Here is a 14,097-nt window from a genome sequence, read left to right as displayed (position 1 = left end):
ATTGAAAAAACCTATATCAACGCTGCAAAAACGAACTAAAATGCGCCTAGTAATTCTTAAAGTAGTTGTTAAAGTAGACCATGCATGCTTAGACGCTTGAAATCACTGAATTCCTGCACTATGATCCTTTTCAGGAGGAGACTAAAATGGAATCATTGCCAATCATCGGAATCACCATGGGAGACCCTGTGGGAGTCGGCCCTGAAATCATAGTTAAAACCTTAAAAAACAAGGAAATTTATAATATTTGCCGGCCATTGGTTATCGGCGATTTACTGGTTATGGAGCGGGCGGAAACTTTGATCCGGTCGGGCCTGGACTTCCGCCCTGCAAGGTCCCCGGAGGACGCCCCCTATGAGTACGGCCGGGTGGACATACTGCCTGTGTCAGACCTGGATCCGGCCCGGCTTGCGCCTAAAACGCCTTGCGCGGAGACGGGTGAAGCCATGGTCAAATATATCACCACGGCTGTGGATTATGCCAGGGACAACCGGATACAGGCTGTTACGACCGGCCCTATCCAAAAAGCGGCGGTGCATGCGGCCGGCTACACTTTCGCCGGCCATACCGAGCTCTTAGCCCAACGAACCGGGACCAGCAAGTATGTCATGATGCTGGCGGGGGACAAGCTGCGGGTGGTGCTGGTGACCATCCACATGGCCGTCAGCGAAATTCCGGCCCATGTGACCCGGGAGAAATTTATTGAAACCGTCGAAGTGACAGGCCAGGCATTAAAGGAAAGGTTTGGAATTCCCCGACCCAAATTGGCGGTGGCCGCCTTGAATCCCCACGCCGGCGAGGAAGGCGCCTTCGGCAATGAGGAAAGGGACGTGATCATCCCGGCCATGGAGCACTTCAAAGGCGGCGACATCGCGCTGGACGGCCCCTGGCCTGCGGACACCCTGTTTTACCACGCCCAGCAGGGAAAGTGGGACGCCGTGGTCTGCATGTATCACGACCAGGGGCTTATTCCGTTCAAGATGATCCATTTTCACGACGGGGTGAACACCACCCTGGGGCTGCCCATCATCCGCACCTCGGTGGATCACGGCACGGCTTACGACCTGGCCGGAACCGGCAAGGCCGACCATGGCAGCATGGAGGCGGCCATCCGCATGGCGGCTTTGCAGGCCTCCCACCTCAAATAATACCATGGGGTCAAGTCTACGTTTGACGTTTGAGCCTTTTTTTCGAATGCCAAAGGGCACACAAAGGCTTGCCCCCTTACCCTCAAATGAATAGGGAGTGCAATGTTTCGCTGGTTCGCAGATCGCCGCAGGAAAAAACTCACCCAGGCGCCCTTTCCGCCGACCTGGAAAAAAATACTTGTTCAAAACGTCGCCTATTACGGCATGCTGAAGGCGGAGGAGCGGGCAAAGCTCCATGCCCTGATCCAGGTATTCGTCGCCGAGAAATACTGGGAGGGCGCCGGAGGGCTGGAGTTGACAGACGAAATCCGGGTCACCATTGCGGCCCAGGCCTGTCTCCTTCTTCTGGGCCTGCCCCACAACTATTACCGGAACGTCCAGTCCATCATCGTGTATCCCTCCACGGTCACTCCGCCTCGGCGCAAGCGGAGCTTTTTTGAAAGCTCCCCCACGTCCGTTGAAGCGCCCCAACCCATCCTGGGGCAGGCTTTCAAGGGCGGTCCCGTTATTTTGTGCTGGGACGCCGGGTTGAGAGGCGGACGCAACAGCCAAGACGGCCACAACCTGGTTTATCATGAATTCGCCCACAAGCTGGACATGCTGGACGGGGCGGCCGACGGAACGCCGCCCCTGCGGGACAGGGCCGAGTACAGGGATTGGGTCCGGGTCTGCTCCGAGGAGTTCTTGCGCCTGAAAAAAGATGCGAAGAAGGGAAAAAAATCCTTCTTAAGAAGTTACGGGGCCGTGAATGAGGCGGAGTTTTTCGCCGTGGCCACGGAGCAATTTTTCGAGCAGCCCCAAAAGATGGTCGAGCACGCCCCGGAGTTGTATCGGGTGCTCAAGGAATACTACCGCCAGGATCCATACCGGCGCGCTTCCCGGCAGTCCCAACCAATGGCATAAGGGACGACCATGATCCTTATGATGCTTTTTTCCATCTCATCCCCGAGAAAAAGCAGCCCGATTCAAATCCTATAAACCAGTCTCTGGGGCAAGCATAGGCCAAATCCAGGTTTGACGCTTTTGCCGTTTTGGGCCCCTTTGCTTTTGCCGCAACCCGCAGCTTCCCAAGCCATGGTATGAATTATGCAAAATTAAGTCAGAGCACTTTACATTCAAAAACAACTGCATAAGGAATATGTCATGAAAAATTCAGAAATCATCCAAGCGCTTATTGGCGGGAACTCCCTGGCTACCGTCATGATGCCGGACGCAGCCATCCCCACCAACCGCCCCAGGCATTGGGAAGGCTTCCTTCTGCCCAATATTCTCATTCACAATGGGTTATTCTGGGGTTTCACCCGCGCGGCCCATTGCGCCCATATTTTGGGGGAATTCGTCGTAAAAGAAGGGAATGCCTTCTGTTACGGCAATAATGAGGAGAAGGTGTTTTTCAGCTTTGCAGGCGAGTCGGACATAGTCTGCTGGATGCCCTTGGAAAGGTATGAACACCATAAATTTGTTGTAAAAAACGACTACGAACTCATTTGGAGTTCGGACGCCCCGGAAAATCTCCAGCCTGTCGAGGAGGCGGTGAAGAACGCCCGCATCCTGAAAATGGTCTTCCTGGACGAAGACGGACTCTGGAATATTCATCCCGTGGACCTATGCATGTTCCATTTTGAAGAAAACAGCTTTCTCGTGAAAAGCGAGCTATTCCATTACCCAATCTTATTCAGGGATGAGAATGAAACCAAAGCCGCAATCCAAGGGGCGAGATACTATTTTCAGCAGCATCCCCAGGAATTCTTCGTAAAAACCCGGATAGTGCAGTACCCCTGCCTCTATGGATGCTACCCAGATGGAACCTATTACAACTACTATGATATTTGCCGGAACTCACGGAAGCGCTACAGAGCATTGAAAATATTCGCCCAAAAAGAATGCGGTTGGACCATGGGAAGTCTCAAACGTCAAACGTAGATTTGACCCCATTCTTAGTCTTGGGAGGATTTGACGCAGTTGCGGCCGGACTTTTTGGCTTTGTACAGGATTTTGTCAGCCGCTTTCATGACCTGCTCCGGCTTGGTCAGGGCCCTGGTGGGTTCGGCCACGCCGATGCTGACCGTGACCTTCACGCGCTTGGAGGTTGCGGCCGGGGCTTTGCCCCTGGCGTTTGCGTTGGAGGTTTTGCGCCCCTTGCTGCGAATGATGAAAGGCGTATTTTCAATATCCTGACGGTATTTTTCGATGTGAGGCAGGGCCTCGAAAATCTCCTTGCCCGGAAAAATGGCCGTAAACTCCTCGCCCCCGTACCGGAAGGTCTTGGCGCCGCCGCCCATCTTGCCCAGCCGGGTTGCAATCATCTTCAAGACCTGGTCCCCGGTTTTGTGGCCGTAAGTGTCGTTGAACTTCTTGAAATGATCGATGTCGATCATGGCGATGACGTATTTGCGGCCCAGATTGAGCATGGTCTCGTTCAGGCTTCGTCTGCCCGGCAGGCCGGTGAGCTCGTCGATATAAGCCATGGAAAAGGACGCCTCGATGGATGTGACGAGCAGGATGAGGCCGGCCGTAAAAAAGAAAATCATATAAGCCTGGGGCGACCCTATGACCGCGCCGAAAAACACGGCGCACAAAGCGCCGAAAAAGCCTGTGCCAAGCTGGTCGGGCGCAAAGTAGAGGCGTGCAATAAAAACAATGAAGGACCAGCAAAAGGCAACTTGGCCTAAAATGGAGACATGCTCCAAGCCCAGGGGGGAGTGGTTGTTGAATAGCAGGTTAAGCCGGGTTTGGATGTTGGCGAAGCGTTTTCCCAATTCCGGGGAAAGCTGCTGGGTGGTGTTAACCAGATCCGTCAGGCCGGGCTCGCAAAAAATCCAGATTGCCAGTATCTGAAAGACGAGAACCGACAAAGCCGCCATCCCCAGGCTGGTGAACAGCCTGCGCTTGGTAAGCAGGCTCAGCAAAAACAGGTCTATGGGCAGCATCACCAGGACGCCGGCGCCCATGACCGCCCCCGGGCCGGAGCCTGTCGCCGCAAGGCATCCGTAGCTTAAGGCCAAAGCCGCCGACCCCAAAATCATGCCCGTGTTGCTGTACCTCCAGCCCATGATCACTCCTGCGCCGAACACGGCGTAAGGAAGGACCGGAAGCAGTTCCAGCAGGGCGCTCGCCTTATTTGCGTCCCCCACTTTTCTCACAAGATCAGGCCACCAATAGACCATGATGCTCGAAATGATTATCAGGAGACCTGGAACCAGAAGGGAATAACCGACTTTCTTAATGGAGAAACCCACACGCACTCTCGCAAGTTGCCAAAATTTGAAGGCTGGATCGGGACAATGCCAAGTTGACGTATTCCTTCTTTATCAGGCCTTGGGTAGGTCTTTCAAGTCCGGACTTTAAAAAGGCGATTTTCCTTGGCCCGCCCCGCACCTATGGAATGCTTCTTGCAAATTCCCCCTGTGTACGAAAATCCTTACGCCCCATATTCCTTAAGGAGCTGCCAACATGCAATTGGATAACGAAACCCTGCAAGATATTGTAATAACGGTAAAAGACGTCCAAAAGGTTTTTCAGGCCCCAGCCCCGGACCCGGAGGGCATTGACAAATCCAAGGCGCAGGTCGGCGAATTATTGACGACCCTGGAAATGCTCATGGCCGAAGAACTGATGGAAATATGCGACAGTCTTCTGGTCTATATGGACGATAAATTGGGCGGCGGGCCGGTCCAGGAAGCTTGCGCAACCCTTTCTTTCGCCTTGGACGCGTTATTGGAAAGCCTGGATAGGGCCCTGAACGGAGACCATGGGGATTACGGCATGGCCGAGGTCATGGCCATTTTGTCGGGACAGACGCCTTTGCCCGCGCAGGAGCCGGAGGCCGCCGCCGAGGATGCCGCCGCAGACATTATAGCGGAGGCGTTGGGGGAAGACTCAGGGGACGGCCTGCCGGACGTTTTGGACATGCTGGAGGACTCCCTGGCCCCGGTCGAAGCCTCGGGCCAGGCCTCTGCAGGCGATTTCCAAACGCCGCCTCTTCCCCAAAAAGCGTCCCCCGCCCCCAAGGAAACTCAGCCCAAAATCATGCCCCCCATTGTGGAAATGTGGAGAATGGACACGGAAGACTTTATGGATGCCTTCCAGAAGCATCTGGAAGTGGAAGGAGGCTCCGTCTCCATCAATCAGGATGCGAACGGCGAGCCCACTGTCACGCTATCCATTCCCCGGGATAAAATCGGAGGCATCCAGGCCGCCTTCACAGGAACCCTGGCTTCCGGCATGACCAAAGAGGCGGGGATGGATCCGGCAATGGACGGGACTGAGATCATCACCAAAATGCTGGAATTCATGAAGGCCCTTTCCGCCGGGAATATTGATGAGGCGGAAACAATCCTGGAAAGCGTTACCAAAGGCTCCCCGGGCTTCGGCCTGTTCGGGGAAATAGGCCAGATGGCCAGAGCGCTGCATGACTCCTTGCGGGAGTTCTCCAACACCCTGGATCCGGAAATGAAAGGGCTGGTGGAGGAAAAGCTGCCCGACTCCAGCCTGCGCCTGGAGCACATCATCGAACTCACGGAAAACGCGGCGTCCACCACCATGGACCTGACGGAAGTCATCCAGGAGAGAAATGAAAAAAGCATGGCCCTCATGGACAAGCTGAAAAGCTCATCCAGCGACGTGGAAGTCCTCATGGCCTCCCTGGACAAATTGATGGACCTGGCAACGGAGAACAAAGACCAGCCCAGCGCCGAAAACATCCCCATCATGCACGGCCTTTTGCGTATGGCCCGGGAAAAAGTCCAGGCCTGCGGCGCCGCGACCGACTCCATCATGGAATCCACCACAGCCACCAACAAGGACCTTGTGGACATCTTTACGGCCCAGGACTACCAGGACCTCACCGGCCAGGTGATTCAAAAAATCATCACCTTGATCAAAGATCTGGAATCCAAACTGCTGAACCTGGTCACCAAATTCGGCGTGAAAGTCACCAAAGACAAAACCGGGGAGCAGCAGGAGGAATTGTACGGCCCCTCCCACGCCCAGCGGGACGACGCGGTTCACTCCCAGGACGAGGTGGACGCCTTGCTCAAGGAGTTTGGTTTTTAATCGGCGCGACGTCCTTTTTGCCTCGCCCCTTGATTTTTAGCTCCGAAAATGCTCAAAAAGGGTCCGGCTTGAAAAGTTTCTCAAGCCGGATTCTCAAGGACCGAAACCCGCGTTTCACGCGTGCGGTCCCGAAACCATGTAAAACCATAAGGAGCTTTGCGCCATGGATATGACCAGCATGAACCGGGACGAATTGTTTATGTACGTAGAAGGCCTCATCAAACAAAAAGGCTACTCCAGCGTGACCGAAACCTGGAGGCAGATTGCAGCCCGCATCCAGAAGGACGACCCGGAGTTCGCCGCCTTTTTATGCGAGGCCGAGGACAACTGGGACGATGCAAACTGATCCTCCTCCCTCCCTTGTTAAAAGAAACAACCCACTCAGCTTCAGCCAGGAGGCTCAGCCTTGCTCCAACGCACCTTTATGCACATTCAGGGAATCGGCGAAAAAACGGAAAAACGCATTTGGAGCAAGGGGATAGCCACCTGGCAGGATTTCCTCGACTGGCCCGGCCCCGTGTTCTCCCCGGGGCGGGACAGGCTGATCCGGGCCGCCCTGGAAGAATCCCTTCTGCACCTGGACGACCCGGCCTATTTTAAAAAACTGCTGCCTTCCAACCAATCATGGCGGATGTATCGCCGCTTTAAAGGCAAAACCGCCTTTCTGGACATCGAAACCAGCGGCCTGGACCAGGACATGCACGAAATCACGGTCATCGGCGTGTATGACGGCCAAAAGGTTTTCTCCTACGTGAACGGATTCAACCTGCCTGACTTTGAAATCGACATCGCCGAATACGACATGGTCATCACCTTCAACGGCGCCATGTTCGACCTGCCGTTCATCAGGCGGTCCTTTCCTTCCATCACCCTGCCCGAGGGGCATATCGACCTCATGCACGCCCTGCGAAAGCTGGGATACCGGGGAGGCCTGAAAAAAATCGAAAAGGACCTGGGCATCAGCCGCGGAGAGGATATCGACGGGCTGGGAGGCTACGAGGCCGTACTCCTGTGGAGAGCCTGGCAAAACGGCGACAAGGCCGCCCTGGACCGCTTGATCGCCTACAACACGGCGGACATCGTCAACCTAAAGCCCCTCATGGAACTGGCCTACGACAGATTGTCCTCCCAGGCCCTTGCGCCGGACGCATTGTAGGCGCCGCTCCCAAAGAAAATTGAAGCCTGATCTTAAAAGGCGGCACTTGCACCCCTTCCATACCTTAAAAAAAAAGACGCCGGGTCCCCGGTTGCGGGCGATCCTTAAAAAATGGATCACCCTTGCGGGGATGACAATCTTTTCGGGTTAAAGCGAATGCAAGGGACGTTTGGGATGTTTGGAATGTTTGGGATTTCGAAGGACGCGATCTCGATCTTTTATCTCGATGAAATGGTTCCCGCGGTCCCCGTGTGAATGCATACCGAGATATAATGCAGCCAAATATGAAATCTTCAATAGAATACGGTTTCAATATCTTACGATATGCATTCCCACGCAAAGCATGGGAACGAGTTGTCAAAACGCCTCTTTTCAGGTTTTCCACACCTTGAAAAAGCTCTACCCAACCTACTTTTTTGTTATGAAAATAGCAGGTTGGGCAGAGAATAGAAAATTGTTTGCTGAATTTGCGCTCTCTTAACACCGAAACAATAATCGAAGTCAAAAAACTATACTCGAAACCCAACAAATGGCTTTTTTTCCATATGTTTGAACCCAAGTTAGCCTTAACTCAAAAACTCAGTGCGTTCGATCAACTCCTCCTGCATGTTCCTGTTCAGCTTGACGAAATACGCGTTGTAGCCCGAAATCCGCACAATCAGCCACCGGTAATCCTCCGGGTGGTCCATGGCGTCTTTCAGCATGTCCGTGGTGAGCACATTGAACTGCCATTGCATCCCTCCAAGCTGAAAATAGCTTTGCAGATAGCTGGAGAAATAATCCAGGGTCTTGGCGTGGGAATCCCCGGCGTGGGGCGCCAGTTTGACGTTAAAGGCGATGTTATTGGGCATTTTCAGATGATTCAACGCCGCCACGGACCGGATGTTGGGCAGCACCTGCTCGGCCGAGCCGGGCGCCGGGGTCAGGCCGGGGGTGAAGGCCTTGCCTCTTTTCCGTCCCGAAGGCAGGGCGCCGGACAGCATGCCGAACCCCACATGATAGCTAATGGACCAGAATCCCGGCCAATAAGCCCCGCCCCGATAGTTCTTCTGGGGAATGTACACGTCGTAGCAAAAATCGATCAGGTCCTGGGCGATGGAAATGGCCTCCTCGTCGCCTGAGCCGAATTTGGGAATGCGGTTCACCCGGGCGTGAACCACGTTGGCGTCCCCCTCGAAATCCCGGGCCAGGGCGTCCAAAAGCGCGGGGAAGTCCAGGGCCTTTTGCTCGTAAATGAGCTTTTTGATGACCATGAGGCTGTCCACCACGTCCGTGAGAGACACCATGGCCACCCCGGAGGTGTTGTACATGGCCCCGCCGTCGATGAGGTCCCTGCCGTTTTCCATGGGGCCGGTGCTCATGGCCGAAAGCACGGGCGTGGGATGGATGTATTGATGGCTTTTACCCAGGTAATTGTTGATCTCCACGGACATGTCGCACAGGTATTTCAACTGGGTCTTGTAGGCCGCCAGGAAGTCCTCGTAGGCCGTGAAATCGGCGGCCGCCTCTCCGGTCCGGGGGCCGATCAAATCCCCCATGACCGGATGCACTCCGTTGTTCAGGGCCATTTCCAGGGCCGCCACCATGTTCACCAGCATGCAGTTGGTATGGCCGTAATGCCTGCCCACAATGGTGGGCTCCACGCATCCGGTCACGCCCCAGTCCCGGGCGTCTTCGATGGGGATGTCCTGGTGAACCAGGGCGTCGATCATGGCTTTGTCGTTGTGAATGCTGGGCGAGGCCACCATGTTGATGTTCACCTCGGCCAGCCGGCGCAGGTATTCAGGGGAGTTGATTCCCTCGTAATACCGGGCGTTCAGGTTGGGATCCTGAAAGCAGAGCATTTCGGCGGTTTTCAGGATGATGTAGCTCATGTCGTTGACCGCGTTCTCTCCCTCCCGGGTGACGCCGCCCACGGTCACGGTGTCGTCGGATGAACTGCCTCCGAAGAGCTTGTTGCCCACGCTGGGCATGAGGGGGTCGTGATCGTTCAGCTTAAGGAAGAACGACCCCACCAGTTCGATGGTTCTTCTGACCACATCCTCGCGGCCCTTATCGGTCTTGACACGGGCCATTTCCTTTGCCAGCAGGGGCTGGAGAATCTGGTCCAAACGGCCTATGGACAATGCGGAATTGGCGTTTTCCACATGCAGGCAGACAAAACTGATCCAGATGGCCATAAGGCCTTCGTATACAGTGCGGGCCGGCTTGGCCGGAACCCTTTCGCACACCTGTGCCATTTTTTTCAACTCCGCAATGCGGACGGCCTGATCCAGATCTTCCGGGTCCATGGCCGCAATTTGATCCAGGGCCTCGTGTTTCAGGTTTTCGGCGTAGGCCAGCACCCCTTCCACGGCTGCGTGCAAAGAGCGGTAAAACAAGATCTGGTCCTGGTCCGCCGCCTCCTGCTCCCGCTTGCGGGCTTCCTTGCCCACGGACTCCAGGCCTTCCTCCACCACCTTCCTGAAATCCGGAATGGTATGGGAAATCGCGTTATTCTTCATCATAAAATAAAGGACGAACCGCTCCTCCAACTGCTGGCTCACGGGATTGCCGAACTCCCGGCGGCAGTGCTCCCGGACGTTCCGGTCCATCCAGTAGGGGAAAACCTCAAAATTCAGGATGCGGGCTTCCTCCTCGCTTAGATCGTTGGGATTCAGCTCCCGGTCCATGATGGTGGTCAACTCGGGCCAGATGGTGGTTCCGATCAATTCGGGGTACACGGGCACGCCCACCTCCTTGGCGGTGGTGGACCCGGCCATAAGCTGCCTGTCCGTAATGATGGGCTTTTTATGGCTCATAACGTGCTTCATGGCCAGGGCCTGGCGCAGGCCTGGATGCCAGGGGGCGCCGCTTTGATCGGTTTCGAAGCCCTTTTTCCGGTGAAACTCGGTCAACAGCCTGGCCCTTTCCGAGCATACGGCGGGCTTGGTGGAAAAGCGCTTGTTCTTCAAATATTTCAGGCGGGGAAAATCCTCCAAGGTTAATCGGCCCAGGTACGGATCTTCCAGGAATTTTACGGCGTCCGTTTTTTTGTCCAGAGTCTCGTTTTGGAGCTTGCGCCGTTTTTCGCCCTGGTCGATGTCCTGAATGCGGGCGAAGAGTTTGCTTTCCCCGGACGCCTTTTTTTTGGCCAACAGGTTGTTCGCCAGGGTGGTGATATAGGAGAACCGGGTGAGGTAGGACATGTTGCCCGTATAGGACATTTCGTTGCTGAGCAGATAGTCCAGGGACTCCTCCGGGCTTTTGGAAAAAATCCGGGCCAGGGTTTCCTTGTCCTTATAATAGATGATGACATCCGGGTTGGAAATTTTGCCCGGCCCCGTACGCACTTTCCCCTGGTCGATGATTAAAAAAATGTGGACCTTGTCGTCCCTTGTGGAAAACTGATACCGGGCGTTAAACACAAAGCCCGTGTCCTTGTTCAGGATTTCCTTGCGAAAGGCGGGGCTGATCCTGAAAAGCAGGGCCAGCATTTTCAGGGACATTCTAAAAGAAGCAACTCCCAATTCCGTCTTGACAGCCTTGACCATAATTCTTCCCCCCTGTATGTATGATACTTGTCTGAAACATAATTATTCGTATGGGCGAAAAGCCCTAATATTGCAGGTTTGCAACCGCTATTCTATGCAGGAGTCCCAAAGATGATCCAGATGAATCCCATTGGAACCATTCATACGCCGTTTAAAGAAACGCAAGGAATGCCCATCCAGCCGGCCGGCGCCAGGGGGGTTGAAGGTGCGCTGGAGGTGCTGCCGGAACTCGCCGAGGGGTTAAAAGACGTGGACGGGTTCTCCCATGTCATTATATTATATCACTTTCACCAAAGCAATGGCTACAATTTAAGAGTGACTCCTTTTTTGGATAAGGAGGAGCGGGGAGTGTTTTCGACCCGGGCGCCCAAAAGACCCAACCCCATCGGGCTCTCCGTGGTGGAGGTGGTCAAGGTGGAGGGAAACATAGTGCACGTGAAGAATATCGACGTCCTGGACGGCACGCCCCTGCTGGACATCAAGCCCTATGTGCCCCAATTCGACACGCCGGAGTTCTCGCGCACCGGATGGCTGGAAGAAGCCCAGAAGAACGCTCCAAAAACCCGTGCGGACGAGCGATTTAGCAAATAGGAAAAGGGGTCAAAAAGGGATCAATTATGAAAACAATCAAGCGATTAACCGTTTTGATGATACTTATCCCGGTCCTTTTCTGGACGGGATGCTTATACAACGAAAACGCTGCAACCCCCCAGGCGGCGCCCGAAACCGCGTTTAAAATCCGGCTCATGCACGTGAACGACGTCCATTCCCATTTGGAGGAAATTCCCGCCAGCCTGATTCTGGACGGCGAAAAAACCTACCTGGCCTTGGGCGGCATGGGCCGCCTGGCTTATAAGGTCAAGGAAGTTCGGGCGGAATATCCCCAAACCTTACTCCTTTGCGCCGGAGACGCCGTGCAGGGGACTTTGTACTTCCCCACCTATAATGGAAAGGCCGAGGCTGATTTTATGAATCACTTGGGATTCGACGCCATGGTGCTGGGAAATCACGAATTCGACAAAGGAGATGCGTTTGTCAGAGAGTTCGCCAACGAATTGAACTTTCCGGTCCTGGCGGCCAATATGGCCATGAAGACGCCCGGGGCGGGAGTATTCAAGCCGTACTCCATCATAAACGTGGGCGGCGAAAAAGTGGCCGTAATCGGGCTGATCACGCCGGAAACAGCCACGATTTCCAATGCCGGGCCCAATGTAACGTTTTTTGACGAAATTGACAGGGCGAAAAAGATAACGGCCCTGCTGGAGGAAAAAGGCGTCAATAAAATCATCGTTCTTTCCCATCTTGGATACGGCCGGGACATGGCCCTGGCCAAGGCGGTCCCGGGCATAGACGTGATCGTGGGAGGACACACCCACACCCTTTTGGGCGACCTTTCCTCCCTGGGCATGCAGCCCAAAGGCCCCTACCCCACCATCGTCATGAATCCGGAAAAAGAACCCGTATACATTGTCCAGGCCTGGGAGTGGGCCAAGGGATTGGGAATCCTGGATGTAGAATTTGACCGGGAAGGAGAAGTGGTCCAATGCGGCGGCAGATTCACCCTGCTGGCCGGGGATGAATTTCAGAGAAAAAACGCTTTCGGGAAAAAAGCTCCCGTCTCTTCGGAAATAAAGCAAGCCATTACGGCGGCCATCCAAAACAATCCGGAAATTGAAGCGATCCCGAATGACCCGGAAGCCATGGTTCTGCTGGCCAAGTATTCCAAGGGCGTGGAAGCATACCGCCATCAAGTTGTAGCAAAAGTCGGCCGGGATTTGCTCCACGTGCGCATCCCGGGCTCAGCCCATCCCGGAACCGGTGAAATCCTGAAACAGGGAAGCATGATCGCGCCCGTCATCGCCCAAAGCATGCTTTATAAGTGCCGGATCGTGGGCCAGAACGTCCAATTGAGCATCCAAAACGCGGGGGGAGTGCGGACTGACGTCCAGGCCGGCCCATTGACCGTGGCGGACGTTTATAACCTGCTGCCATTCGGCAATACGGTATTCGTCCTGGACCTTTCCGGCGAGGAAATCAGACGGGCCCTTGAAGAAGCCGTGGATCAGGCTTTAGATCCGGTCAAGCCCAATGCCGGAGGCTTCCCATATCTGGCCGGCGGCCGGTTTGATGTTGCTAGGGATAACGCCCCCGGCCGGCGGGTTTTTGATTTGGAGTATATGAACGATGCGGGAAAATGGTCGGCAATCAAAGACGGCGAAACCTATAAAGTTGCGGTCAACGGATTTATGGCCCATGGCGGGGACGGATACTCCATCCTGTCGAAATCCAAGGAAGAACGCCTGGACACGGGCTTTGTGGACGCCGAAGTGTTCATGGAATACGCCAAGACCCGCCGCGTGTTGCAGCCAATCCCATACGCCTGCGTGGAAATGAAATAAAAAAAACCAACAGGGCGAACCCGGAAGGATTCGCCCTGTATTGTTTTCAATACTTTTTTAGAAACGCCGTCTTAAAAGCCGGGCAAGAGGGCGTACGCCTCTCCCGGCCCTGTTCAGCCTCCCAATTCGCCGCCCTCTTCTTTACTGAATGGGCCGCACTTCAATTTCCACCCGGCGGTTCATGGCGCGTCCGTCCGGGGTGTCGTTGCTGGCGATGGGCATGGTTTCGCCCAGGCCGATGGCGGTGATCCGATGAGCCGGCACGCCGTAAGAGATGAGGATATTCGCCACCGCATTAGCGCGGCGTTCGGACAGTTGCTGGTTGTACACTTCGGAGCCCGTGCTGTCGGTATGGCCCTTAACCATGATCTGGGTGTCGGGATACTTGACCATAACCTGAGCGATGTCCCTGAGGGTGCCCTGGGAGCCAGGCTGCACCACGGAGGAATTGACGGCGAACAGGATGGAGTTGTCCATGGTGACAACCACCTTATCTTCCTGCACTTCCACCTGGGTGTTGGGAATCTGTTCCAGTTCCTGGGCTTGCTTGCCCATTTTATGACCAACTGCGGTTCCCACGGCTGCGCCGGCCACGCTGCCTATCAGGGCGCCTTTGCCCATTTCGCCTTGGGTGGAGCCGATCAGAGCGCCTAATGCAGCCCCGGCCGCCGTTCCGACCGCGGCGCCTTGAGCGGTCTTTCTTTGGGTGGTGTTCATATCCGCACACCCCAGCATGCCGAGACTCACAATCAGAATAATCGTAACGGGAATGCCAATGCGACGCATGAAAGTCATTTATCAAGCCT

Annotated in this window: 11 protein-coding genes; 8 read left to right on the top strand and 3 right to left on the bottom strand. The window is 54.9% G+C overall.

Going from position 1 to position 14,097, the window contains the following annotated elements; all coding sequences use genetic code 11:
* The first annotated feature begins 146 nt into the window (after window positions 1-146).
* The 3 genes from pdxA (at window position 147) to BUE18_RS01015 (ending at window position 3,071) form a co-directional block, all read left to right on the top strand.
* Window positions 147-1,148, top strand: a complete 1,002-nt coding sequence (pdxA, locus tag BUE18_RS01025) for a 4-hydroxythreonine-4-phosphate dehydrogenase PdxA (protein ID WP_073472001.1) — start codon at window positions 147-149, stop codon at window positions 1,146-1,148.
* Between the two features lie 102 nt (window positions 1,149-1,250).
* The gene (locus BUE18_RS01020) at window positions 1,251-2,051 is read left to right on the top strand and encodes a M90 family metallopeptidase (RefSeq protein WP_073471999.1); all 801 of its coding nucleotides are present in this window, start codon (window positions 1,251-1,253) and stop codon (window positions 2,049-2,051) included.
* A 240-nt stretch (window positions 2,052-2,291) separates the two neighbouring features.
* Window positions 2,292-3,071, top strand: coding sequence for a hypothetical protein (locus BUE18_RS01015; protein WP_073471998.1), 780 nt, complete (start codon window positions 2,292-2,294; stop codon window positions 3,069-3,071).
* 14 nt (window positions 3,072-3,085) lie between these two features.
* Here BUE18_RS01015 and BUE18_RS01010 read toward each other — a convergent pair whose 3' ends face one another.
* The gene (locus BUE18_RS01010; RefSeq protein ID WP_073471996.1) at window positions 3,086-4,387 is read right to left on the bottom strand and encodes a GGDEF domain-containing protein; all 1,302 of its coding nucleotides are present in this window, start codon (window positions 4,385-4,387) and stop codon (window positions 3,086-3,088) included.
* A 214-nt stretch (window positions 4,388-4,601) separates the two neighbouring features.
* Between BUE18_RS01010 and BUE18_RS01005 the strand changes: the two genes are divergently transcribed.
* The 3 genes from BUE18_RS01005 (at window position 4,602) to BUE18_RS00995 (ending at window position 7,359) form a co-directional block, all read left to right on the top strand.
* Entirely contained in the window at window positions 4,602-6,203 is a 1,602-nt protein-coding gene (locus BUE18_RS01005; RefSeq protein ID WP_073471994.1) for a protein phosphatase CheZ, read from the top strand.
* A 163-nt stretch (window positions 6,204-6,366) separates the two neighbouring features.
* On the top strand, window positions 6,367-6,549 hold the full coding sequence (locus tag BUE18_RS01000; protein WP_073471992.1) for a hypothetical protein: 183 nt from the start codon (window positions 6,367-6,369) through the stop codon (window positions 6,547-6,549).
* Window positions 6,550-6,609: 60 nt separating this feature from the next.
* Window positions 6,610-7,359: a ribonuclease H-like domain-containing protein gene (locus tag BUE18_RS00995; protein WP_073471990.1), complete on the top strand. Its 750-nt coding sequence runs from the start codon at window positions 6,610-6,612 to the stop codon at window positions 7,357-7,359.
* Window positions 7,360-7,925: 566 nt separating this feature from the next.
* Here the strand turns inward: BUE18_RS00995 and BUE18_RS00990 are convergent.
* Entirely contained in the window at window positions 7,926-10,892 is a 2,967-nt protein-coding gene (locus BUE18_RS00990; RefSeq protein ID WP_073471989.1) for a pyruvate formate lyase family protein, read from the bottom strand.
* Between the two features lie 111 nt (window positions 10,893-11,003).
* On the opposite strand from BUE18_RS00990, the gene tsaA reads away from it, so the two are divergent.
* Together tsaA and BUE18_RS00980 are read left to right on the top strand one after the other, a co-directional pair.
* A complete protein-coding gene (gene tsaA, locus BUE18_RS00985) occupies window positions 11,004-11,483 on the top strand; it encodes a tRNA (N6-threonylcarbamoyladenosine(37)-N6)-methyltransferase TrmO (RefSeq protein ID WP_073471987.1) in 480 nt (159 codons plus the stop codon).
* A 26-nt stretch (window positions 11,484-11,509) separates the two neighbouring features.
* Complete coding sequence (locus tag BUE18_RS00980; protein ID WP_083610682.1) at window positions 11,510-13,291, top strand: bifunctional metallophosphatase/5'-nucleotidase; 1,782 nt, start codon at window positions 11,510-11,512, stop codon at window positions 13,289-13,291.
* A 141-nt stretch (window positions 13,292-13,432) separates the two neighbouring features.
* On the opposite strand, the gene BUE18_RS00975 is transcribed toward BUE18_RS00980, so the two are convergent.
* Window positions 13,433-14,086 (bottom strand): YiaD family glycine zipper/OmpA-like lipoprotein, encoded by a 654-nt coding sequence (locus tag BUE18_RS00975; RefSeq protein WP_083610681.1) that lies wholly within the window; start codon window positions 14,084-14,086, stop codon window positions 13,433-13,435.
* Between the last annotated feature and the right edge of the window lie 11 nt (window positions 14,087-14,097).

Source organism: Desulfatibacillum alkenivorans DSM 16219, from assembly GCF_900142135.1.
GTDB classification, from domain to species: domain Bacteria; phylum Desulfobacterota; class Desulfobacteria; order Desulfobacterales; family Desulfatibacillaceae; genus Desulfatibacillum; species Desulfatibacillum alkenivorans.
The sequence above is the reverse complement of the archived record's forward strand: the minus strand, read 5'-3'. Positions and strand labels throughout refer to the sequence as shown.

What these genes read in the sequence shown, in the direction of transcription:
- tsaA (WP_073471987.1), top strand. Translation starts at nt 11,004, where the DNA reads ATGATCCAGATGAATCCCATTGGAACCATTCATACGCCGTTTAAAGAA.
- BUE18_RS01000 (WP_073471992.1), top strand. Translation starts at nt 6,367, where the DNA reads ATGGATATGACCAGCATGAACCGGGACGAATTGTTTATGTACGTAGAA.
- pdxA (WP_073472001.1), top strand. Translation starts at nt 147, where the DNA reads ATGGAATCATTGCCAATCATCGGAATCACCATGGGAGACCCTGTGGGA.
- BUE18_RS01015 (WP_073471998.1), top strand. Translation starts at nt 2,292, where the DNA reads ATGAAAAATTCAGAAATCATCCAAGCGCTTATTGGCGGGAACTCCCTG.
- BUE18_RS00975 (WP_083610681.1), bottom strand. Translation starts at nt 14,086, where the DNA reads ATGACTTTCATGCGTCGCATTGGCATTCCCGTTACGATTATTCTGATT.
- BUE18_RS00990 (WP_073471989.1), bottom strand. Translation starts at nt 10,892, where the DNA reads ATGGTCAAGGCTGTCAAGACGGAATTGGGAGTTGCTTCTTTTAGAATG.
- BUE18_RS00980 (WP_083610682.1), top strand. Translation starts at nt 11,510, where the DNA reads ATGAAAACAATCAAGCGATTAACCGTTTTGATGATACTTATCCCGGTC.
- BUE18_RS01020 (WP_073471999.1), top strand. Translation starts at nt 1,251, where the DNA reads ATGTTTCGCTGGTTCGCAGATCGCCGCAGGAAAAAACTCACCCAGGCG.
- BUE18_RS01005 (WP_073471994.1), top strand. Translation starts at nt 4,602, where the DNA reads ATGCAATTGGATAACGAAACCCTGCAAGATATTGTAATAACGGTAAAA.